This is a genomic window from Amycolatopsis sp. NPDC031561 (assembly GCF_055580625.1).
Map to the genome: position 1 here is coordinate 40090 of NZ_JBVILA010000040.1, position 22352 is coordinate 62441.

The window sequence follows — 22352 nt, forward strand, 5'->3', positions numbered from 1 at the left end:
GGTGAAGGACGTGCGGCACCCCGCATCGGTTGGGTGGCGTTCACCGCCCGTCGTCGGCGAAGCCGAACTGGTGGACCTTGAGATACCCCGAACGGAAGCCCGCTTCGGAATACGCCAGGTAGAACTCCCACATCCGCTTGAAGACGTCGTCGAAGCCCAGTTCGGTGATTTCGTCCCACCGATGAGTGAACCTCTCCCGCCACAGCCGCAACGTGTGCGCGTAGTCCTGGCCGAACTCGCGCACTCCCTGCAGTTTCAGCCGGGTGTGGTCCAGCATGCCCTGTTCGACCGAGGTGGTCGACGGGATGAGCCCGCCGGGGAAGATGTACTTGTGCACCCACGTGTACGAACGGGCCGCGGCGAGCATGCGTTCGTGGTCCATGGTGATGGCCTGGAGGCCGAACCGGCCGCCCGGCTTCAGCCGCTTCCCGATGGTCTCGAAGAACGTCGGCCAGTAAGACTCGCCGACCGCCTCGATCATCTCGACGCTCACCACCGCGTCGTATTCGCCACTGGAGTCGCGGTAGTCGCACAGCCGGACGTCGACCCGGTCGGAGTAGCCCGCCGCGGCGATGCGTTCCGTCGCCAGCGCAGCCTGTTCCTCGGAAATGGTCAGTGACGTCACCCTGGCCCCGCGCGCGGCCGCCCGGATCGACAGTTCGCCCCATCCGGTGCCGATCTCGAGCACCGTGCTGCCTTCGCGGACCCCGGCGTAGTCGAGGACGCTGTCGATCTTGCGGTGCTGGGCGGTGGTGAGATCGTCGTCGGGACCGAACAACGCCGACGAATACATCATCGACGGGTCGAGGAACGCGCCGAAAAGGTCGTTGGAGAGGTCGTAGTGGCGATGGATGTTCGCCCGCGATCCCTCGATGGTGTTCTCCTCTTCCACGGGGTGGCCGCGGTCGACGAACCGGCGGAACCGTTGCAGCAGCGGCGGGATGAGCGTCGCCATCCGCTCCGCGAACGGGGTCAGCACCTCGGCGAGCGCGTCGCTCGTCCAGTCGCCGACCATGTAGGCCTCGCCGAACCCGATCTTCGCGTCGACACCGAGGCGGTGAAAAAGGGCTGCAGGACGGTTGATGCGCATCTCGGGCGCGTCCGGACCGCCGGAGCCGAGCTGGGAACCGTCGGGCATCCGCACCCGGACGTTCAGCGGATGCACCGCGCGGCAGAACAGCTGTTCGGCGATCCGCGCGCGGAACGGCGAATGCGGCGGGGTGGCCAATCCCGGCCACCGCGACTCGTCGGGGGTGGGCAGACCGGACGGGCCTGCGGTCCGATCGATGCTTGACGTGGACATAAAAGGTGCTCCCTCCCGCCCGGTCTAGACCGGGATCCGCAGCCGCTCGGAGCTCGGCCGGTCCCAGGCCGCGCTCAGTGTTTCGTCTTTTCCCCCGGCTTCGATCAGCTCAAGGGTGAAAGCCCGTACGAGACGGTTCCAGACGCGAGACCTTCGTAGCATCGCGTGCCCTTCACCGCCGATCTCAAACCGCGCGGACCGCGATGTCACCTTTTCGGCGCGTTCCGCGAAAGCGTGTGAGGCCACCGGATCGGTCATCCGGTCCTTGGTCCCGTGCGCGATGAGCACGGCACGACCGCGGACGGCGCCAATGGGTTCACCCGGTGGTGTCCACGGTGCCAGCGCGCAGACCCCGGCGACAGCCGGATCGTCGGCGACGCGCAGGGCGACCCGCCCGCCCATCGAATGGCCGACGAGGACCACGGGCGAGCCCGGATGGTCTTCGCGGATCCGCTCCAAGGCCCAGCGCGCGTCGGCGAGCGCATCGGTGCCGTGGTCGTTCCACCCGTAGACCCGGTTGCGCAGGAGCCGGACCTCGACCCCGTGCTCCTTGCCCGCCCGGTGGACGTCTTTCGCCAGCGGCACCATCCGCTGGTATGCCAGCCGCCACGGCGCCACGCGGGCATGACTGTGCTCCGCGCCGCCGTGCAGGACCAGCACCACGGCTTTCGCCTGGCCGCGTGCTCGCCAAGTCCGCACCGCGGGATCAGCCTCGCTCACCCTGGACCCTCCAGTCTCCGAAACCCGGCCGCAGCGATCGGGTCAACCTCGATCATGACCCGATGTATTCCACTTCGGCCATTGGTCCACGCGATACATTCGTCGCTGATCTCCAGACGGAAGGGCGGATGTGGTGAGCACCACCGAACGTTATGCAGACGTCGCCGAACGGCTCGCGGAGGCCGAACGGGGTAACGCGGAGCAGATCCGGAAATCGGCCGAACTGATCCTCGGGGTCATCCGGGCCGACGCCCTGGTGTTCACCGCCGGAGCGGGTCATTCGCTGGCCGCGGTCGCCGAGACCTTCTACCGCGCGGGCGGCCTCGCCTGCGTGTACCCGGTCTACCACCCCGAGCTGCTGCCGCTGCACGGCGCGCAGCACAGCACCAAGACCGAACGCCGCTCCGGGCTCGCCGAGGAGGTGCTGGCCGAACGCGCGCCGGGGCCGGACGACCTGCTGGTGGTGTTCTCGACCTCGGGGGTGAACCCGTACCCGGTCGAACTGGCCGCCGGTGCCCGCGCCCGCGGCGCGTCGGTCATCGCGGTGAGTTCGGCCGCGTCCGTGGCCGCGGCGCCGAAGCGCGCGGCGACGACGCTGATCGAAGAAGCCAGCATCGTGCTCGACTCCCACGTGCGTCCCGGCGACTCGAGCTACCCGCCGGAGGCACCCCGGACCGCGCCACTGTCCACAGTGATCAACGCGTTCCTGTGGAACCTGGTGCTCGCCGAGGTCGTGGACCTCGGCGCGGCGCAGGGTGTCGACATCCCGCTGTGGCGCAGTTCCAACGTGGACGGTGGCGACGAGGCCAACGCCGCGTTGCTCGCCAAGTACGGCGCGCGGGTTCCCGCCCTCCGGTAGCCGAGGCCCGCGCGGACGAGCCCCTTGACTCGTCCGCGCGGCCCTTCTACGGTCACATACCGACCGGTCGGTGTCCGCAGGAGGTCCCGTGTCCATGACCGAGATCCACGGTGAATGCGCGGCGGGCTTCGAACCCGTCCGAGCCGCCTTCGAAGAGAACTTCGCCCTGCGCGACGAGCTCGGCGCGGCGTTCTCGGTGACCCATCGCGGCGAGACCGTCGTCGACCTCTGGGCGGGCTGGGCGGATCCGGACCGGACGACCCCGTGGCGGGCGGACACGCTCACCAACGTCTGGTCGACCACCAAGGGCATGACCGCGCTCTGCGCGCATCACCTCGCCGACGCCGGCCTTCTCGACCTCGACGCGCCGGTGGCCGGGTACTGGCCGGAGTTCGCGGCGGCGGGCAAGCGGGACATCCCGGTGCGCTGGCTGCTCTCGCACCGCTCCGGCGTGACCGGGGTCGGCCTCGATCGGCAGGTGACCGTCGAGGAACTGTACGACTGGGACCACATCACCGGCCTGCTCGCCGCGCAGGCGCCGCTCTTCGAACCCGGCACGGCCAGCGGCTACCACGCGCTCTCGTTCGGCTTCCTCGTCGGCGAGGTGATCCGCCGGGTCGGCGGGCAGGACGTCCGCGCGTACTTCGCCGAGCACGTCGCCGGTCCGCTGGACGCGGACTTCCAGATCGGCCTGACCTCCGACGACGACCTCGCCCGATGCTCCACCCTCGTCGAGCCCGTGCTCAGCGCCGAGATGAAGACGGCGCTGACGCAGGCGTTCGCCAACGCCGGCCCGGCCGCCCTCGCCGCGCTGGCGAACCCGCGCGTCCAGGGCCGCGACGCCAACGACCCCGAGTGGCGGCGCGCGATCCTGCCCGCGCTGAACGGGCACGGCACCGCCCGGGCCATCGCGACGATCTACGGCGCTCTCGCCTCGGGGCGGCTGCTCTCGGACCAGGCCCTCGCCAAAGCCCGAGAAGGGCAGGGCCGCGAGGCCGACCTCGTCGGCGGACTCGGCAACGAATGGGCGCTGGGGTTCTACCTCGGCAGCGAGGAACGCGGCTTCGGGCCGAACCCGAAGGCTTTCGGGCACGACGGGCTCGGCGGCTCGTCCGGCGGCGCGGATCCCGAGAGCGGGATCGCGTTCGGCTACACGATGAACCGGATGGGCCCGCTCCTGCGCGACGATCCGCGCAAGATGGCGCTGGTGAACGCGACCTTCGCTTCACCCGCGCTCGCCTGATCTCCCCTCAAGTGTCATGAAAGGGGCTTTCAGGACGTTTTTCGTCCTGAAAGCCCCTTTCATGACACTCCTGAGCGGGCGGGCCTTTCCTAGCATCCGGTCACGCCACCGCAGGCTCCTCCGAGAACTGCGTCAGGTACAGCGTCGCGTAGCGCCCTTCGCGCGCGAGAAGCTCTTCGTGCGTCCCCCGCTCGACGATCTCCCCGTGCTCGATCACCAGGATCTGGTCCGCCGCCCGCACCGTCGACAACCGGTGCGCGATGACCAGCGCGGTCCGCCCGTCCAGCGCGTCGGTCAGCGCCTCGCCGACGGCCGCCTCGGACTGCGAATCCAGATGCGCCGTCGCCTCATCGAGGATGACGACCCGCGGCTGCGCCAGCAGGAGCCGCGCGATGGTCAGCCGTTGCCGTTCCCCGCCGGAGAGCCGGTAGCCCCGCTCCCCCACGACGGTCTCCAGCCCGTCCGGCAGCTCCCGGATCAGCTCGGCAAGCCGGGCACGGTCCAGCGCCGACCAGATCTCCTCGTCGGTGACACCGGGCCGCGCGTACTCGAGGTTCGCCCGGATCGTCTCGTGGAAGAGGTGCCCGTCCTGGGTCACCACACCGACGGTTTCCCGCAGCGAGGCGAAACTCAGCTCACGAACGTCCACATCGGACAGGCGGACCGACCCGGCGTCGGCGTCGTAGAGCCGCGGGAGCAGCGACGCGATCGTCGACTTGCCCGCACCGGAAGAACCGACCAACGCCACCATCTGCCCGGGTTCGGCGCGGAAGGTGATGCCGTGCAGCACCTCGTCACCGCCCCGGTGATCCAAAGTGGACACGTCCTCCAGCGACGCCAGCGAGTACCGGTCCGCCGCGGGGTAGCCGAATCGGACATCGGAGAACTCCACCGACACCGGACCGTCGGGCACGCGACGCGGCTCGGGCTTCTCCTCGATCATCGGCTTGAGGTCGAGCACCTCGAAGACCCGCTCGAACGACACCAGCGCGGTCATCACGTCCACCCGGACGTTCGCCAGCGCGGTCAACGGTGAATACAGCCTGGTCAGCAGCAACGCCAGCGCCACGACGGTGCCCGGCGCGAGCGCCCCGGTCAGCGCGAGGTAGCCGCCCAGCCCGTAGACCAGGGCCTGCGCCAGCGCGGAGACCGTGGTCAGGCTGGTCAGGAACCAGCGCGTCAGCATCGCCGTCCGCACCCCGATGTCGCGCACCCGCCCGGCCCGCGCGCCGAAGTCGCCGACTTCCCGTCCGGGGTCGCCGAAGAGCTTCACCAGCGTCGCGCCCGGCGCGGAGAACCGCTCGGTCATCTGCGTGGTCATCGACGCGTTGAGCTGCCCGGCCTCGCGCTGCAGTCCGGCCATCTTCCGGCCGAGCCGCCGCGTGGGCAGGATGAACACCGGCAGCAGCACCAGCGCGAGCAGGGTGACCTGCCAGGACAGCGTCATCATGACCACCAGCGACAGCACGAGCTGGATCACGTTGGTGACCAAACCGGACAGTGTCGCGGTGAACGTGCGCTGCGCGCCGATGACGTCATTGTTGAGCCTGCTCACCAGCGCGCCGGTGCGGGTGCGCGTGAAGAACGCGACCGGCATCCGCTGCACGTGCCCGTACACCGCGACCCGCAGGTCGAGGATGATCCCTTCACCGATCCTCGACGACTGCGCCCGCTCCGCCAGCCCGAGTCCGGCGTCGATCAGCGCCAGCGCGGCGATCACCACGGCCAGCCACACCACCAGCGAGACGTCGTGCCCGCCGATGATCGCGTCGACCACCTTCCCGGCCAGCACCGGCGTGCTCACCGCCAGCACCGCCGAGATGACGGTGAGCACCAGGAATATCAGCAACCTCCGCCAGTGCGGCCTGGCGAACCTCGCGACGCGGCGGAGCGTCCCCTTGTGCAGCCCTTTCGGAACGTCGGCCGACTTCATCGCCGAGTTCATCAGCGTCCAGGTGTTGTCCATGACTCTCTCCTCGCCCCCACCAAACCTCGACATTAGTCGAGATTTTTCCCGGATATAACCAGCACCAACACCGAAGGACACGGGATCCTTCCCGGTTTCCGCGTCCTCTTTCCGGCGGGCATCACCGCGTCGGTAGCCTGAGCCGGTGACCAAGGACTCGCGACAGCTGACCATCGACCTGGTCTTCTACGTCGGCTGCCTGATCTTCGCGGGCGTGAACACTGCCGTCGCGGAGTTCTACGGATACCGCGTGTGGGCCAATTTCGCTGTCGCAGGTTACGGCCTCGCGGTGGTCCACACCAGCTGGCTGATGATCGCCGCCCGCCGCGGCGAGCGGCCGCGTGGCCCGCTCGGCTCGCGGTGGGTAGGTATCGGAGCCATCGGGCTGTTCGCCATGATCCTTCCCTTGGGAATGCTCGTCATTCGCCGTCTGACCGGAGTGGACTGGCTCATCACGCCGGTCTCGTGGGCCGCCCAGCCCGAGGTCTGGGTGATCGAGCGGTCGGCGAAACTCCTTCTGGAGAACGGGACCCCGTACGTCGACGTGACCGCTCTCGGTCGCGCGGCGGTAGTAAACGATTACACGCCATACGGTCCGGTGATGACGGTCTTCGGCCTGCCGCGCGCGCTGTTCGGCGGCGGGCCGGTCGCCAATGCCCTGACCGACGCACGCTGGATGTTCGCGCTGGCGGCCGTCGCATGTGTACTGCTGACCCTGCGGCTGCTGAAGTGGCCGAAAGTCCCGGTGAGCGCCGCACAACTCGCCCTGGCCTGCCCGCTGACCGCGCTGACCTGGGCCGTGGCGGGCCCGGATCTGGCCATCGTGGGCCTGCTGGTGCTGTCCTTCGCGCTGGCCACGAGCGGACGCGCGGTCCTGTCGGGTCTCGTGCTGGCGCTGGTGATCAGCGCGAAACTCATCGTCGCGCCCGCGGTGGTCGTGCTGGGTGTCCTGCTGCTCACGCGGCGTGGTCCTCGCGCACTGGGTGGATTCACCGCGGCACTCGTGGTGACGACCCTGGTCCTGCACATACCGGTCTATCTCGTGGACCCGAAGGCGTTCGTCGAGCACGTCTTCCGGTTCCCACTGGGAATGGGCGTGGTCGAGTCACCCGCGGCGAGCCCGTTGCCCGGGCGCCTCATCGCCTCACTCGGCCCTGTCGGCACGGCGATTTCCTTCGCCCTGCTCGGGATCGCGGCCGTCGCGATCCTGATCTGGCTGATCCGCCGACCTCCCACGACCGGCTCGGACGCGCTGCTGCGCATGGCCGTCGGACTCGGCGCGCTGATCCTGCTCACCCCGGCGACGAGGTACGGCTACCTGGTGTATCCGCTGGTCCTGCTCGGTGCCAGGCTGGCCTTCGCCGCCAGTGAATCCTCTGAAACAGCGGTTCCCGATAAGGGAACTGCGCCCCCCGCGCAGCAGTCCGCTACTTCTTCGTGACTACTTCTTCTTGACCCTGGTGGCACCACCGCGACCACGCAGCTGGACGCCGGATTCCGAGAGAACCCGGTGCACGAACCCGTACGAGCGACCCGTGGACTCCGCGAGGGCGCGGATGCTCGAGCCCTTCTCGTATTTCTTCTTCAGGTCAGCGGCCAGCTTGTCACGCGTGTTGCCGGTGATCCGCGCGCCTTTCTTGAGATCAGCCACGTCGATCGCCTTCCCGCCGAGAGTGTTCTGGGCCACATAGCGGCCCCTGTCGCCGCAATGATCGAACACTGAGCGCCGGAATGCCAGACGACGAGCGCAAAACTGCTGAAACCGCGATCACATTGGGCCATTTCAGTGGCCGGATGGCATCGATCAAGCACCCGAACGGACGCAGAGCTCACGCAAGCTGGACAAGTTCCAGATAATCGGCGGACCAATGGTCCTCGGTTCCGTCCGGCAGCAGGATCACGCGTTCCGGCTCCAGCGCCTCGACCGCGCCCGGGTCGTGCGTCACCAGGACGACGGCCCCGGCGAAGCTGCGCAAAGCGTCCAGGACCTGGGCGCGGCTGGCCGGATCGAGGTTGTTCGTCGGCTCGTCCAGCAGCAAAACGTTGGCAGCGCTGGACACCAGACCGGCGAGCGCGAGCCGCGTCTTCTCGCCGCCGGAGAGCGTGCCGGCGGTCTGATCGAGCTGCTCGCCGGTGAAGAGGAACGACCCGAGAAGGTTCCGCAGCTCTTGCGCTCCGGTGTCCGGCGCGAGGTGACGGATATTTTCCCACACGGAAGCGTCGTGGTCGAGCGTTTCATGTTCCTGTGCGTAATAGCCCAAACGCAATCCGTGACCCGGAATGGTCTCGCCGGTATCCGGAGTTTCCATTCCGCCGAGCAGCCGGAGCAAAGTCGTCTTTCCGGCACCGTTCAATCCGAGTACGACGACCTTCGAACCGCGGTCGATCGCGAGGTCGACTCCGGTGAAGATCTCGAGCGAACCGTAGGACTTCGAAAGCCCCTCCGCGGTGAGCGGGGTCCGGCCGCACGGCGCGGGCTCGGGGAACTTGATCCGGGCGACCTTGTCGGCCTGGCGGGTCTCGTCGAGCGCGGACAGCATCTGCTCGGCGCGGCGGGCCATGTTCTTGGCGGCCACCGCTTTCGTCGCCTTCGCACCGAGTTTCGCGGCCTGCTGCTGCAGCGTGGCCGCCTTCTTCTCGGCGTTCGCACGCTCGCGGCGGCGGCGCTTCTCGTCGGTGGCCCGCGCGTCGAGGTAGCGCTGCCAGCCCATGTTGTACAGGTCCAGCTCGCCGCGGGTCGCGTCGAGGAACCACACCTTGTTGACCACGTCGCCGAGCAGTTCGACGTCGTGGCTGATCACCACGAGACCACCGTCGTGCTGCTTCAGGAACCCGCGCAGCCAGTTGATGGAGTCGGCGTCGAGGTGGTTGGTGGGCTCGTCGAGCAGCAGGATCGTCTCGGACTTGCCGCCGGCGCCGGCCTCGGCCGCGGCGAACAGGATCCGGGCCAGCTCCACGCGGCGGCGCTGTCCACCCGAGAGGGTCTGCAGCGTCTGCGCGAGCACGCGGTCGGCGAGGCCGAGGTTCGAGCAGATCCGCGCGGCCTCGCTCTCGGCGGCGTACCCGCCGAGTGAGGCGAAGCGCTCTTCGAGACGGCTGTAGCGGTTGATCGCCTTGTCTCGCTCCTTGTCGTCCACCAGCTCCGACATCGCGGTCTGCGCCTTTTCCATGTTGCGCATCAACGAGTCGAGGCCGCGGGCGGAGAGCACGCGGTCCTTCGCGGTGACGGACAGGTCGCCCTCACGCGGATCCTGCGGCAGGTAGCCGAGCTCGCTGCTGCGGCGGACCTCGCCGGCGTGCGGCTCGCCCTCCCCCGCCAGCACCTTGAGCGAGGTGGTCTTGCCGGCGCCGTTGCGGCCGACCAGGCCGATGCGGTCGCCCTGCTGGATGCGGACGTTGGTTTCGTCGAGCAGAATGCGCGAGCCGGCGCGCAGCTGCAGGCCAGAGGCCGTGATCACGGGAACTCCCGGTAAAAGGGTGGATTGGGTGGACAGCTTCGACTCGCCTGCCGTCGGGCAGGCGAGGAGCTCACTCCAAGAGGATGTCCACGCGATCAGTGTACGGGCCGGTGTCGAGCGGATTTATCCGACCGTGCCCGACGTCACGGCCCGTGCAGCGTGATCTCCACCGCGACGGCCCGCTCGGCCGCGTCGTCGAGCACCGTCCGGCGCGGTTCGGCGATGTCGAGAACGCGGGGTTCGGCACGCTGGAACAACGGCGCCAGCCGCCGGTCCTCACGCAGTGTTTCCAGTGCTCGCCGGTCACCGCCGAGAATGACGGCGTCCACTTCGGACAGTTGAGGCACGAGCACTTCGTAGGCGTCCTCGGCGGCGGACCGGAGCGCGACGCGCGCCTGCCCTTCCCGGCGTCGGGCGAAGCGTTGTTGCGACCAGCCGCCCGCCGCGGATCGACCTTGGACGAGATGGCGGTCCGTCCTGGATTGGACGACCACTCCCCCGCGCGTGATCCCGACACTGTGACCGCCGCGCCGCACCAGCAGGAGCGCGATCCTCCGCGAGATCAGGGCGTGGCCGACGAGCGGCCCGATGGCCAGTCCGGTCACGGTCCCCTCGGCCTCCAACGGTCCGAAAGGGACGGTCGCGACGGCGACGACGCCGTTGTGCGCGGTGACTTTGACGGTGTCGGGGCTCAGTTCCGTCTCGCGGACGCCTTCGTTGCGGACGGCGAAGCGGGCGTACCAGCCTTCGAGGCGGTCTGGGGCGACTTCGACCGCCCTGCCGCCTCCGGCTACCTGCCGCTCCTTCGCCATACGCTCAACCTACGCTGCATGCGCGTGAAGGCCCCCTTCCCTCGGCTCAGTCGAGGGAAGGGGGCCTTCACGCGCTTCCGAAAGAACGGGCTAGACCGGCTTCACCGGCCCCTTCCCGACCGACTTCCCGACGCCCGCGGGCCGCTCGGCCACCCCGGGCTGAACGTAACCGTTGAGGTGCAAGGAGATCGAGCGGATCGACCCGGTGTCGCCACCGGCGACGTCCACCGCGGTGAACTTCCAGACACCGTCGGCCGCCGTACCGGTGGTCAGGCCGCCGAGCGCCTGAACCGGCTTGTAGGTCCCGGTGAACGGCGCGTTCGCCGCGGACACGGAGCTGAACAGCGCGGCCGCGGTGTCGGCGAAGACGACCTGGCAGAGGTTGTTGCCCCCGGCGCCGCCTCGCTGGAACACGGTCGCCTTGGCGCCCGAGGGCGCGATCAGCGTGCCGACCAGGTCACCGACGTACGAGTGGTTGATGCCCACCGTGGTCGAGGTCTGGTCGGTGTTGCACGTGGCCCCGTCGATCGAGAACGTCAGCTTCGACGCGCGCCCGACACCGCTCACCGTGATCGGCACGGTCGCGCCGGTCGGATCGCTGTCCGGGATCGCCACCGCGTCACCGGCGTAGGCGAAGTCCCGCGTCACCGGCGACGGCGTGCCGACGGGCAGCGAGAACGTCGACGTGGTCGGCGAGAACGAACCCGCGAACGTCACTCGCGCGTTCAGCACCACCGGCACACCCAGTTCCTGCGTGGCGGGAACGGTGATGGTGAAGTCGTTCACGCCGGTCTGCCCGGGGCTGATCGTGCCGTACGACTTCGACCGCGGCGCCACCGTGACACCGGGGGTCGGGCTGCTGAGCACGACGCTGGTCGACGACGCGACACCGTCACCGCGGTTGGTCACCGGCAGGGTCACCTTGGCGGTGTCGCCCGGGTCGAGCGCGGAACCGCCGTCGGCCGGGGTGACCGTCGGCTGGCCCGCGGTCGCGAGCGGCTGCGGGCTGGCACCGGTGTACGCGAGCACCTTGTCGGCGAGGATGACGCCCGCGCCGCTGGAGGGGTCACGGCCCGGGGCCAGGATGTCGACGGCGGTGTTGATCAGCGCCTCGCGCACGTCGGCCGGGGGCAGCCCCGGGTTGCCCGAGAGCACCAGGCCCGCGATCGCGGCGGCGTGCGGCGCGGCGGCCGACGTGCCGTAGAAGGTGGTGAAGCCGGTGACGCTGGTGGAGACGCCGTCGGCCGCGGTGATGTCCGGCTTGGCGCGGACCTCACCACCGGTCCCGGACACGTTGCCGGGGGTGATCGGCGTGCCGTCGGCCTGGTAGAACATCCGCCGCGGACCGTCCGAAGTGAACCTTTCGACCTTGGTGGTCGCGCCGAAGGCACCGGGGAACGGGCCCGCCGGGTTGGCCGGGTCGCCCGGTTCGAGGGCACGCGGGAACGCCTTGGCCGCCGGGGCCGCCGCGACGCTGAACGCGTCCCGCGCCGCCGAGTGGCCCACGGTCACACCGGGCTTGGTGTAGGCCTTCAGGCCGTCGGCCGAGTCGGAGAAGCGACCGCGCAGCGCGGACAGCGACAGGTAGCGGCCCTCACCGGAGAACTTGACGATGGCCAGCCGCAACCCGGCACCGCCGCCCGCGGGGGTGTCCACCCGCTCGTAGGCGTCCTGGGTCCCGGTTTGGACGTCCTGGCTGAAGTCGACGACGTTGCCCGCCGCGTTCAGCAGATACAGGTCGTAGTCGTTGTTCGAGCGGCCCAGCGGGTCCGACCAGAACAGCGTGACCGGCACCGCCGGCGACGCGCTCGAAATCGGCTGGAAGATCTGGTTGCCCGCGGCACCGGCGAAGTTGTGCGCGGTACCGGCGAACTTGCCGACGCCCTTGCCGGAATCGACGAAGTCGCCTTCCCAGTGGCCCGAGGTGCCGTCGGCGACGTTGCCCTCGTTACCGGCCGAGGAGAAGTACAGCGCGCCGTTGGCGGTCACGTCGTTCACGGCCTGGGCGATGATCCAGTCCTGGAACGGCGATTCCTTGAAGTACAGGACGTCGTCGACGATCACGTCGCAGTGCGCGTCGAAACGCAGTTTGCGGATGTTGTCGGCGAAACTGGCGTCGGAGTTGAACGCGCTGGCGAAACCGAGCGACGCGTTCGGCGCGAGATCGTGGATGATCTCGAGCATCGCGGTGCCCTCGTCGCCGTCACCCTCCTGGCCGGGGATCACGTCGACGCCTGCGGGGAGTTCGCCGCGCGCCTGCGAGGTCGCGAGCGAGTCGACGCCGTCGGACAGGGCACAGATCTTGGTGCCCACCCCGGTGACGCCGAACTGCTGACGCGCGGTGTCGGCGTTGTGCGCGCGGTCGCCTTCACTGTTGACCGGCCCGGCGGCGATGCCGACCTGGCCCTTGGCCTCGACGGCCTTCTTCAGCTCGTCCGCGATCCGGGCGGCCTTCTCTTCCTTGCTTTCCCGCTTCGCCTGGTTGCCCGCGGCGGCGGGCTCGGCGAGCTGGCGGGCGGTGAACGCCTCGTTGGCGGTTTCGACCTTCTTGACGTCCTCGCGGCCCGCGATCGCCGAGACCGCGTTCAGCGGCACTTCGGCACGGATGCTGCCGTAGTGCTCGGAAACCGCGCGAATCCCCGCACCGGATTCACGCAAGCTCTTCAGGAGCCCTTCGGAGACCTGGCCCCGGATGTCCACGAGCACGGTGCCGGCCGCGGAGACATTCGCCCCAGACCCCAGTGCGGGAACCGCGGAGGCCGACATGCGCTGAGCGCGGAGTTTCTGTTCGACGAGCAGTCGGCTGTCCACTTTGGACTCACCGGTCTGCTGTCCCTTCTTGATCGATTGCAGGGCCTCGATCTGCCGGACGGTGTTCTCCGAGAAAGCGTCCGGGGATTGGGCGGATTCCGCCGCCGAGACGGGCGGGCCGACCAGGCCGAGCGCGGTGACGAGCGCCGCGGTGCCCGCGGTCAGGATCGTTCTTCTTCTCCTACTAGAACGGGTTGGACGCACGTGCGCCTCCGATTCCTAGGCGCGTGCCCCGACTCACGCTGACCAAATACCGGCGATCACCGGCTGGATCAAGCTAAGTACCGCGCGTGCACCGTCGGCAGAGGCCGTTCGAGTGACGTCAGATGGGGATTTTCCGTTTTTGGCCGCAGAAGGTAGGCCGATCAGCGTAATCGTATGGTCACGGTGTGCTGGAGCACCGGCCTCAAAGGACGAACGAGTCCGACCATGGCTGCGAAGCGCGACCGGACAAGCCGTCCAAAAGGGTCACCGCCTGTTTGTCCGTCAGCGACGCCACGAAGTCGACCACCGCCCGGCCGCGCGCGAGCCCGCGCACGGCGTCGGCGCCGGTGACCGGTTCCCCGGTCGCTCCGATGAGCAGCTCCGGCGACCTCCGCGCGAGGTCGTTGAACTCCGACCGCGCCAGTTCCACCAGATCGTGCAGGCGTCGCGGGAGCCGGTAGAACTCGTCGCGGTCGAGCAGCCACGCGTCGAGCGCGTCGACCAGCGTGGTCACCAGGCTCGCCTGTCCACGCTGGTGCAGGGCCAGTTCCGGGCGCAGCAGCACGAACCGCCGGTGCACGAATTTCAGTACCTGCACCTCGTGCCACTGCGCGGGCCGCAGCGTGAGGTGCCCTGTCCGGGTCGAGGGCGACGGCACGACCTGCACACCGTCGACGAGCCGCGCCGTCCACTTCGAGGAGAAGGCCGCGGTGACCTGTTCGGCCTCGATGGAACCGTCGAATCCGGTCGCGAGCAGGCCGTCGACGAGTTCGGCGCGAACACGGGCGACGGCACTGGTGAAGGCGTCGTCATCGACGATCCAGCCGTCCTTGGCGTGCATCCGGCGGCGCAGCCGTTCCAGCGAACGGCCGGGAAGCCGCCGTTCGGCGGTCAAGGTCGCGTCGTCGAGCCCGGCCAGGTCCAGCGCGTGGTTCATCCAGCCGGTGAATTCGGCCGCGACCGGCGCGTGCTGCAGGACGCCGATCCGGTGGAAGTCCTGGAGATCGTGGATGGCGTAGGCGATGTCGTCGGCGGTGTCCATCACGGACGCCTCGACGGTCTGCTGCCAGGGTTCGATCCGGCCGTCGAACGGCGCCCGCGCCTGGGCGAAGTCGTCGAGTTCGGTGCTGTAGGCGGAGAACTTGCTCGCGCCGGTGCCGGGGGCGTCGGCGGGCTCGGCCGCGCCGCGCGGCTGGACGTCCATCGACGTCGGATGCGGATCGGGCACGTGCAGCCGCGCCCACGGGTACTTCAGTACCGCGGCGCGCACCGCCGTGGTGAGGTCGAGCCCGGAAGCGGACGGGCCGCGCACGTCGGTCGTGGTGATGATCCGGAACGACTGCGCGTTGCCTTCGAATCCGTCGGCGAGGCCGAAGCGGTGCCGGGCGATCCGGTCGAGGGTCTGCTCCCCCAGATGCCCGAACGGCGGATGCCCCAGATCGTGCGCGAGCGCGGCCGCCTCGGCGACGTCCGGATCGCAGCCGCCCAGTTTCGCGGCGAGTTCGGCGGAATCGCTGCTCGCGTTGATCCGCTCGGCGATCGCGCGCGCGACCTGCGCGACCTTGAGGCTGTGCGTGAGCCGGTTGTGCAGCAGCCCGGAACCGCCGGCGCTGACCACCTGGGTCACCCCGCCGAGGCGGGCGAAGAACGGCGACGCGGCGATCCGGTCCCGGTCGATCCGGAACGGGCTCGTGGCCAGATCGCTGAACCCGGCGCTCGCGCTCTCCGGGTCTCGCCGCCACGCCCTCGGGTCCGTCTGTTCCATGCGTCACACCGTATCCGTCGGGACGCCCTGAGACACTGCCCAGGTGGCGGACGTGGTGATCGCGGGCGGCGGCCCGGCAGGGCGGGCGCTGGCGCGTGCCTGCGCGCGGCGGGGCCTGTCGACGATCCTGATCGACCCGGTGCCGGGCAGGCGCTGGCGGGCGACCTACGGGCTGTGGGCCGACGAACTGCCGTCGCTGCCCGAGAGCGCCGTCGCCTGTGCTCCATCGAGGACACTCGCTTTCGGAACCGGACCGCACGTCCTCGACAGGCAGTACCTCGTCGTGGACAACGCCGGTCTGCGCGCGTGGCTGGTCGGCGGCTACGACGTCTTCACCGGGACGGTGGCCGGCGTCGACCACGGACGGCTGGGTTCGTCGGTGCGGCTCGAGGACGGACGGGTCCTCGCGGCCGGCCTGTACGTCGACGCCTCCGGCGCCCGGCCGCGGGGAAACCGGTACGAACAGACGGCGTTCGGCGCCGTCCTCCCCGCCGAGGACGCGCTGCGGCTGGTCGACAGCCCGGACACCGCCGTGTTCATGGACTGGCGCGGCAGCGAACAGGGCTTCCTGTACGTGCTGCCGCTCGGCGACGGCACGGTCCTGGTCGAGGAAACCTCGCTGGCACGCAAGCCCGGCCTGCCGCTGGAACTCCTCGCGGCGCGGCTGCGTGCCCGCCTGACGGCTGCCGGGCTGACCTCACGGGGGCGCGAGGAACGCGTGCGCATCGTGCTCGACGTGCCGGTGCCCCGGCGCGGCCGGACGGTGCCGTTCGGGGCCGCCGCCGGTCTGGTGCATCCGGCGACCGGGTACAGCGTGGCGACCTCGATGCGGCTCGCGGGACCGGTCGCCGACGCCATCGCCGAGGCATGGGACCGGGGACCCGCCGAGGCCGCGTCGGCCGCTCACCGGGCGCTGTGGCCCGCCTCGGCCCGCGCAGTGCACGGATTGCGGCGGCACGGGCTGCGGGCGCTGTGCGGGATGCCACCCGAACTGGTCCCGGTGTTCTTCGATCACTTCTTCACGCTGCCCATCGGGCTCCAGCGGGCCTTCACCACCGGTCGCGAAGACCTTCCGGGTACCACCGAAGCGATGTCGACACTTTTCCGAACGGCGCCATGGCCGGTGAGAAAACACCTGATCGGGTGGCGTGCGTTACGCCGTTCTAGGTAACCCGGTGCAGCCATGATGAACATCAGTTGACACGTGTTTCGCTTCCCGCCGCGTCCGGCGACCATACGAACGTGACGTTGCAGATCGCGGTCCGCTTCGCTTACCAGCCGTTGTACAGCCTCCACACCGGTGGCGTCGTCGCGTTCGAAGCCCTGGCGCGGCCGGGCCGCGGCACCGCCCACGAACTGCTCGCCGACGCCCGGCGCAGCGGCAAGCTGGCCGAGGTCGACATCGGCCTGGCCGCCGAAGCCGTCCGGCAGCAGAACGAGCCGCAGACCACCCTCCCCCTGCACCTGAACCTGTCCGCGCGGACCCTGGCCGCACCCGTGTCCCGGTTCGACCCGCTGACCGAGGCGCTCAGCCTGTCCGGCCGCCGGACCAGGGACGTCGTGCTGGAGATCGGGCCGCCGTTCTCCCAGGTCCCCGCCGACCAGCTGCTCAGCGGGATGCGGCGGCTGACCGACCTCGGGTTCCGGCTCGCGCTCGACGGCCTCGGCCGCGGCGACCTCCCGCTCACGCTGCTCGCCTCCGCGCCGATCGACCTGGTGAAGCTGGACCGCAGCGTGCTGCGCGGCCTGCCGCACGACCCGGCCGCCGTCGCGGTGGTCGAGGCGGTGCTGCACTTCGCCTCGCGCACCGACAACCGGCTCGTCGCGACCGGGCTCGAGACCACCGAGCAGCTGGAGTCCGCGCGCAGGCTCGGGGTGCGGATCGCGCAGGGCAACCTGCTCGCACCGCCCGACGGCAACCACGCGCCGCTGCCCGCGCCGGACGCGCCCGGCCCGTTCATCCCCGGCACCGCGCGCGCCCGCCGCGTCGGCGACTTCCTCCGGCCCGCGACCACCCTGCCGGAAGCCGCGACCTGTGACGACGTGCGCGAGGTCCTGGCCGCCGCGGACGGGCCGAGCGGCATCGTCGGCATCGACGACCGGCACCGTCCACAGTGGTCGATCGACCGGACGCGGTTCCTGGTCGCGGTCACCGGGTTGTACGGCCACGCCCTGCACGCCAAACGGCCCGCGTCGCGGCTCGCCGATCGGCCGCACACCATCCACGCGGACGCGAGCGCGCTGGAGTTCCTCGAACTGGTCACCGACGCGGACTGGAGCCGGACCGGCGACGACGTCGTGGTGGTCGACGACCGCGGCCGGTGCGTCGGCGTGGTGCTGGTGAACGAGGTCCTCCGCGGGGTGGCGGAGGCGAAGGTCGAGGAGGCCGTCTCGCTGAGCCCGCTGACGCGCCTGCCCGGCAGTGACGCCGTCGCGAGGGACGTCGACCGCCGGATCAACGCGCGGGAGCCGTTCGTCGCGGCCTGGCTGGACGTCGACTCGTTCAAGACGGTCAACGACACCGCCGGGTTCGCCGCGGGCGACGACCTGATCCGCACGCTCGGCCGGACGCTCACCGACCTGGAGTCCCGGCTGCGCCGGATGCGCGTCAGCCACGTCGGCGGGGACGATTTCCTGATCGCCTGCGACGTCGACGAGATCGGCACGATCGCCGCCGCGCTGCTGGACACGGCGTGGTCGGCCGACGAGCTGCCGGTGACGGTTTCCCTCGCGACCCTGGTCTGCGGGAACGGCGCGATCCGGTCCTACAAGGACGCTTCCCGGCTCCTGGCGCCGTTGAAGAAGCGCGCCAAGGAGGTCCCCGGGTCGAGCTGGGTGCTCGGGCGGCCGGGGTCGGAACGCGTCGAGGTGCTGCGCGGGATCACCACCCGCGGTCTCCCCGCCCAACGCGCCGCCGCCGGCTTTTAGCCCGCGTTTCGTCCTCCAGTTGCGGTAGTTGGGAGCACGAACTACCGCAACTAGAGGACGAAACGCGGAACGTCAAAGAGCGCAGGCGGCGCGGTAGGTGGAGAAGCGTTCGTCGACCTCGCCCGCGGTGAGCCCGAAGTCCGCGAGGTCGTACCGGTGCACGGGTTTCCTTTCCCCGGAACGGCTTTCGGCGTGCACGACGGTCATCGCGTCCCGGGCTTCGCCGCTCAGCGGCAGCCCGAAGTGCCGGTAGACGCCCTCGACGGTGCCGATCGGGTCGGCCACGAAATCCTCGTACCGGACATCGCAGAACTGCGCCGGATCGTGCCGTGCCCGGGCTTCGAGTGACCTTTCCGCGCCGCGTGCCCACAGCTCCAGCTGGTCACGGCCGATCACATCGCCGCGGAAGACGTCGGACCAGCCTGCCGAAGCCTGTTCGTTCAAACTGCACACCGACGCGATGATCGTGCTCGGCGCGCGGTGGGTCTGGACGATCAGCGCGTCCGGGTAGACCTCCAGCAGAGCGTCGAGCGCGAAGAGATGACTCGGGTTCTTGAGCACCCAGCGGCGCCCGGCGTCGGGCAGGCCGATCAGCTGCAGATTGCGCCGGTGCCTGCGATACGCGTCGGTCCAGCTCTGGCCGTCCAGCCAGCGCGAGTACGACGGCACGTGCGCGAGGCATTCGTAGGACACCGATTTCAGCGACTGCCGCAGCAGTTGCCAGCATTCCTCGACCTGGCCCGCGGACATATGGTGCAGGCCCATGAACTCGGGATGCTCGACGTGGTGCTTCTCGTAACCCGCCTGGATCCCTTGGAAGACCGGGTTTTCCGCCCAGGTCTCACGCGGCGGCCGCGGTTGCGGCACCTCGGTCAGCCAGACCTCCAGGCCTTGGTGCGCCGGATCCTCGGTGAGCAGCCGGTGCAGTGCCGTGGTCCCGGTGCGCGGCAGGCCGGTGACGAAAATGGGCCGCTCGACGGGAACCCCGGCGTACTCCGGATGCTGTTTCCAGGACGCCTCGCTTAACGACCTCGCCACCAGAGCACCCCGCAGGAACGTGCGATGGATCTTGTTGCCGTACGGGGTCAAACCCGCCTCGCCGACGTAGGAATCCAGCAGTACGCGGAGGCCTTCGAGATGGTCTTCGCCACCGAAATCGTCCAGTCCGGTGAGTTTCGCCGCCGACGCGTGGAGATCCTCCACCGTGCCGACGTTTTCCCGACCTGGCAGCATGCTTTCCCCTTCAGTGGTGGTATTCACCGGCGTTGACGTCGAGGCACTGGCCGGTGACGCACCGGGCGAGCGACGAGGCCAGGAACACGACGGTGTCGGCGATCTCGTCCGGCTCCGGCAGACGGCGCAGGTCGATCGTCTCCGCGGTCTCGGCGTACACCTGCTCCGGCGTCACGCCACGTTCCTTGGCCAGATAGGCGAAATACCACTTCAGCGAGTCCGCCCAGATATAGCCGGGCGCCACGGAATTGACCCGGATCCCGCGCGGCCCGAGCTCCGAGGCGAGGCTCTGCGCGAGCGCGAGCAGGCTCGACTTCGCCATCTTGTACGCGCCGAACGTCCGCCGGGAATGCCGGAGCACGGCCGAATTGATCATCACCACCGAACCGCCGCTCTCTTCGAGCGAGGGCGTGAACAGTCGCGTGAGCCGGAGCGCGGCGAGGACGTTGGTCTCGAAGCCCGCCCGGACGTCGGCCAGGTCGACGTCGGCGAGATCCATGATCGGCGGGATGGCGAAAGCGTTGTTCACCAACGCATCCACTCTGCCGAACGCCTTCAACGCGGCTTCGGCGAGGTTCGCGGCCGAAGCGTCGTCGGTGATGTCGGTGGGCACGGTGACCGCGCGGCGGCCGAGCGCGTCGACCTCCTTGGCGACCTCCGCGAGCCGGGATTCGGTGCGGGCGGCGAGAACCACGTCGGCACCCGCGGCGGCACCGCGCACGGCGATGGACCTGCCGAGCCCCGGCCCGACGCCGGAAACCACGATCACCTTGTCCTTCAGGAGGTCCATGTCAGCCCAGCATCCTCGACGCGACGGCCGTCTGGCGAGCCGAGATCCGGTCTGACCATTCCTCCGGGGTCACGCGCGCCTCGTCGTGGAACGGCAACCTGTCGGCGAGTTCGCCGAACTTCACCACCTCGACCTCGGGACCGTCGGCCACCTCCAGCGCGCGGGAGAGCCGCTGCCACCGGATCTGGACGTACCCGCGATCGTGACCGGTCCGTTCGAGCCAGTTGGCCAGGCCCGGGTCGCGTTCGCTGATCACGAACCGGATCTTGCCGTCCGGGTCGACGCGCGCCTGGTCGGCGGTGAGGCTCGTCTGGTGGTTGATGTAGTCCAGCGAGAGATACCAGATGCTGCCGAGCTGGATGCCTTGATAGGGCGCGTCCGAGCGCGGCACTGTGACGATCATGACCTCTTCGTCGCCGAGTTCGTAATGCCCGGCCGAGGAATACTGCGTGGTCAGGCCGCCCGGCGTAGGACGCGGTTCGGTCATCGTGTTGACCGGCAGGTTCAGGTAGAACCACTTCGGGAAGGCGAGGAAGGTCCGTAGCCTGCTCAGCAGGATCTTGCCGGTGACGCCGTAGCGTTTGGCCAGCACGTCGCGGGTGAGCGGCGCGGGTGAGCCACCCGCGGTGTCAGCACATTGGATCTGGATCGTGCCGCGACGTTCGGTGGCCCAGTCGCTGTGAACCTCGCGTACCACGAGCATCGACGAACCCGGGCCGAGGATGAAGTAGTTGGTGCCGGGGTCGGGTTTCGCCGGTCCGAAGCGGAGTTCGAACGAGCCGTCCTCGGCGATCTCGATCTCGCGATCGTCGAACGCGGCGAGACTGTCCGGCACCTCCACGGGCGAGTAGTCGCCGTTGAGGACCTGGAAACTGAGGTCCGCCGTGCTCCCCCGCGTCCCGGTGACGACGTACTCGTGGTCCTCGCGGATGTTCGCGTTGAAGTACAGCGTGTCCGGGTTGTCCAGGCCCATCTTCGTGTACGGCCCGGTGGACTGGGTGAAGTACGGATAGTCCCGTTCGTAGGCCCACGCCATCTGCAGGGACGCGCGGATGCTTCCGGCGAGGTAGTCGTAGCCCTCGACCAGGTCCTGTTCGGTCCGGATGTGCGGCGCCTCCGCGATGACCTTCTCGGCTTCGACGATCGCGTCCGCGAACGGTTGAGTGAGCACCGGCGACTCCTCATGCTGGTACAAATACGTACCGACTTGGTACGTTCTTCGCGACAACAGACTAGAACGCGTTCTAAGGATGGGTCAATGACTCGGCGCTCTCCGCCCACCGAGCGGGTCGTGCGGCTGCTCGACTTCTTCGCCGCGCGCCCCGGACGGCGCTTCGGCCTCTCGGAACTCGCGCGCGAACTGGACCTGACAAAACCGACCTGCCTCGGCATCGTGACCGAACTGGCCGCGGGCGGTTACCTGGTCCGGGATCCGCGTCCGGTCACCTACCGGCTCGGGCCGGCGATGATCGCCGCGGGGCGCGTCGCGGGCGAGGGTTTCGGCGCGAGCGAGGTCGCGCGGCGGCATCTGGAGGACCTGAGCAGGCGATACGGCGCCACGTGCACGGCGTCGGCCGTGGTCGGCGACCGGATCCTGATGCTGCAGAGCGCCGGCCCCGGCCGGGTCAAACTCGGTGAGACCTATCCGTTCGCGCCGCCGGTCGGGCTGATGTACGTGCTGTGGGATTCCGACGCGGCGTTCGACGCGTGGCTCGCGAAGCCCCCGGCGGTGCCGGTGCGGCTGGACGAAGCGCACCTGCGCCGCGTCGTCGCCGAATGCCGCGAACACGGCTACCTGGTGGAAAGCCTGACCTCCGCGGGACGGCGGCTTTACGCCCTGATGGCCGGGGTGGGCGCGGAGGAACTGCCGCCGGAGGTGCGGGGCCTGGTCGGGGAGCTCGTCTCGAGCCTCGGCGAGCGCGTCTACCTCGGCGCCGATCTCGAACCGCGCCACAAACACGCGGTGAGCCTGCTGGCGGCGCCGACGTTCGACGCCTCCGGACGGCAAGAACTGGTGCTCACGCTGTCGGTCGGCGAGCCGATCACCGGCGCCGAGATCGCGCGCCGAGGCGCGGCACTGGTCGCGACCGCCGACGCCGTCACCGCCGAATCCGGCGGCCTCTCCCGCGTTTAGTCCTCTAGTTGCGGTCCTTGCGCGTGCAACTACCGCAACTAGGGCCTGTTTCAGATGTCAGAGCCATTCGTTGATCGCGGCGATGGTGACGGTGGTGTCGTAGCGGACGGCGAGTTTGTCGTATCT

General features: G+C 69.5%; 17 protein-coding genes. 6 read left to right on the forward strand and 11 right to left on the reverse strand.

The window, feature by feature from the left end; genetic code table 11:
• Nucleotides 1–40: 40 nt before the first annotated feature.
• Complete coding sequence (locus tag ACZ5IK_RS42565) at nucleotides 41–1303, reverse strand: class I SAM-dependent methyltransferase (protein WP_465492913.1); 1263 nt, start codon at nucleotides 1301–1303, stop codon at nucleotides 41–43.
• Nucleotides 1304–1327: 24 nt separating this feature from the next.
• The gene (locus ACZ5IK_RS42570) at nucleotides 1328–2023 is read right to left on the reverse strand and encodes an alpha/beta hydrolase (protein WP_465492914.1); all 696 of its coding nucleotides are present in this window, start codon (nucleotides 2021–2023) and stop codon (nucleotides 1328–1330) included.
• A gap of 130 nt (nucleotides 2024–2153) precedes the next feature.
• Between ACZ5IK_RS42570 and ACZ5IK_RS42575 the strand changes: the two genes are divergently transcribed.
• Both ACZ5IK_RS42575 and ACZ5IK_RS42580 read left to right on the forward strand, forming a co-directional pair.
• Nucleotides 2154–2882, forward strand: a complete 729-nt coding sequence (locus ACZ5IK_RS42575; RefSeq protein ID WP_020637136.1) for a sugar isomerase domain-containing protein — start codon at nucleotides 2154–2156, stop codon at nucleotides 2880–2882.
• A 94-nt stretch (nucleotides 2883–2976) separates the two neighbouring features.
• Entirely contained in the window at nucleotides 2977–4125 is a 1149-nt protein-coding gene (locus tag ACZ5IK_RS42580; protein WP_465492915.1) for a serine hydrolase domain-containing protein, read from the forward strand.
• A 100-nt stretch (nucleotides 4126–4225) separates the two neighbouring features.
• On the opposite strand, the gene ACZ5IK_RS42585 is transcribed toward ACZ5IK_RS42580, so the two are convergent.
• Entirely contained in the window at nucleotides 4226–6091 is a 1866-nt protein-coding gene (locus ACZ5IK_RS42585) for an ABC transporter ATP-binding protein (protein WP_465492916.1), read from the reverse strand.
• Between the two features lie 145 nt (nucleotides 6092–6236).
• Between ACZ5IK_RS42585 and ACZ5IK_RS42590 the strand changes: the two genes are divergently transcribed.
• Nucleotides 6237–7532, forward strand: a complete 1296-nt coding sequence (locus tag ACZ5IK_RS42590) for a glycosyltransferase family 87 protein (RefSeq protein ID WP_465492917.1) — start codon at nucleotides 6237–6239, stop codon at nucleotides 7530–7532.
• Here ACZ5IK_RS42590 and ACZ5IK_RS42595 read toward each other — a convergent pair whose 3' ends face one another.
• From ACZ5IK_RS42595 to ACZ5IK_RS42615, 5 genes are all read right to left on the reverse strand, one after another.
• On the reverse strand, nucleotides 7533–7742 hold the full coding sequence (locus ACZ5IK_RS42595) for a helix-turn-helix domain-containing protein (RefSeq protein ID WP_003071237.1): 210 nt from the start codon (nucleotides 7740–7742) through the stop codon (nucleotides 7533–7535).
• Nucleotides 7743–7920: 178 nt separating this feature from the next.
• On the reverse strand, nucleotides 7921–9549 hold the full coding sequence (locus tag ACZ5IK_RS42600; protein ID WP_410605766.1) for an ABC-F family ATP-binding cassette domain-containing protein: 1629 nt from the start codon (nucleotides 9547–9549) through the stop codon (nucleotides 7921–7923).
• A 143-nt stretch (nucleotides 9550–9692) separates the two neighbouring features.
• Nucleotides 9693–10361: an acVLRF1 family peptidyl-tRNA hydrolase gene (locus ACZ5IK_RS42605; protein WP_465492918.1), complete on the reverse strand. Its 669-nt coding sequence runs from the start codon at nucleotides 10359–10361 to the stop codon at nucleotides 9693–9695.
• Nucleotides 10362–10451: 90 nt separating this feature from the next.
• Nucleotides 10452–13340, reverse strand: coding sequence for a S8 family serine peptidase (locus tag ACZ5IK_RS42610; protein ID WP_465492927.1), 2889 nt, complete (start codon nucleotides 13338–13340; stop codon nucleotides 10452–10454).
• A gap of 238 nt (nucleotides 13341–13578) precedes the next feature.
• A complete protein-coding gene (locus ACZ5IK_RS42615) occupies nucleotides 13579–15141 on the reverse strand; it encodes a deoxyguanosinetriphosphate triphosphohydrolase family protein (protein WP_465492919.1) in 1563 nt (520 codons plus the stop codon).
• A 43-nt stretch (nucleotides 15142–15184) separates the two neighbouring features.
• Between ACZ5IK_RS42615 and ACZ5IK_RS42620 the strand changes: the two genes are divergently transcribed.
• On the forward strand, nucleotides 15185–16312 hold the full coding sequence (locus ACZ5IK_RS42620) for a lycopene cyclase family protein (RefSeq protein ID WP_465492920.1): 1128 nt from the start codon (nucleotides 15185–15187) through the stop codon (nucleotides 16310–16312).
• Nucleotides 16313–16383: 71 nt separating this feature from the next.
• On the forward strand, nucleotides 16384–18069 hold the full coding sequence (locus tag ACZ5IK_RS42625) for an EAL domain-containing protein (protein ID WP_465492921.1): 1686 nt from the start codon (nucleotides 16384–16386) through the stop codon (nucleotides 18067–18069).
• A 72-nt stretch (nucleotides 18070–18141) separates the two neighbouring features.
• Here ACZ5IK_RS42625 and ACZ5IK_RS42630 read toward each other — a convergent pair whose 3' ends face one another.
• From ACZ5IK_RS42630 to ACZ5IK_RS42640, 3 genes are read right to left on the reverse strand one after another with little or no spacing between them, the layout of a single operon-like run.
• Entirely contained in the window at nucleotides 18142–19302 is a 1161-nt protein-coding gene (locus ACZ5IK_RS42630; RefSeq protein ID WP_465492922.1) for a sulfotransferase family protein, read from the reverse strand.
• Between the two features lie 10 nt (nucleotides 19303–19312).
• A complete protein-coding gene (locus tag ACZ5IK_RS42635; protein ID WP_465492923.1) occupies nucleotides 19313–20092 on the reverse strand; it encodes an SDR family oxidoreductase in 780 nt (259 codons plus the stop codon).
• A 1-nt stretch (nucleotide 20093) separates the two neighbouring features.
• The gene (locus tag ACZ5IK_RS42640; RefSeq protein WP_465492924.1) at nucleotides 20094–21263 is read right to left on the reverse strand and encodes a hypothetical protein; all 1170 of its coding nucleotides are present in this window, start codon (nucleotides 21261–21263) and stop codon (nucleotides 20094–20096) included.
• Between the two features lie 87 nt (nucleotides 21264–21350).
• Here ACZ5IK_RS42640 and ACZ5IK_RS42645 point away from each other — a divergent pair, with 87 nt between their 5' ends.
• Nucleotides 21351–22226, forward strand: coding sequence for a helix-turn-helix domain-containing protein (locus tag ACZ5IK_RS42645; protein WP_465492925.1), 876 nt, complete (start codon nucleotides 21351–21353; stop codon nucleotides 22224–22226).
• Nucleotides 22227–22352: the final 126 nt, after the last annotated feature.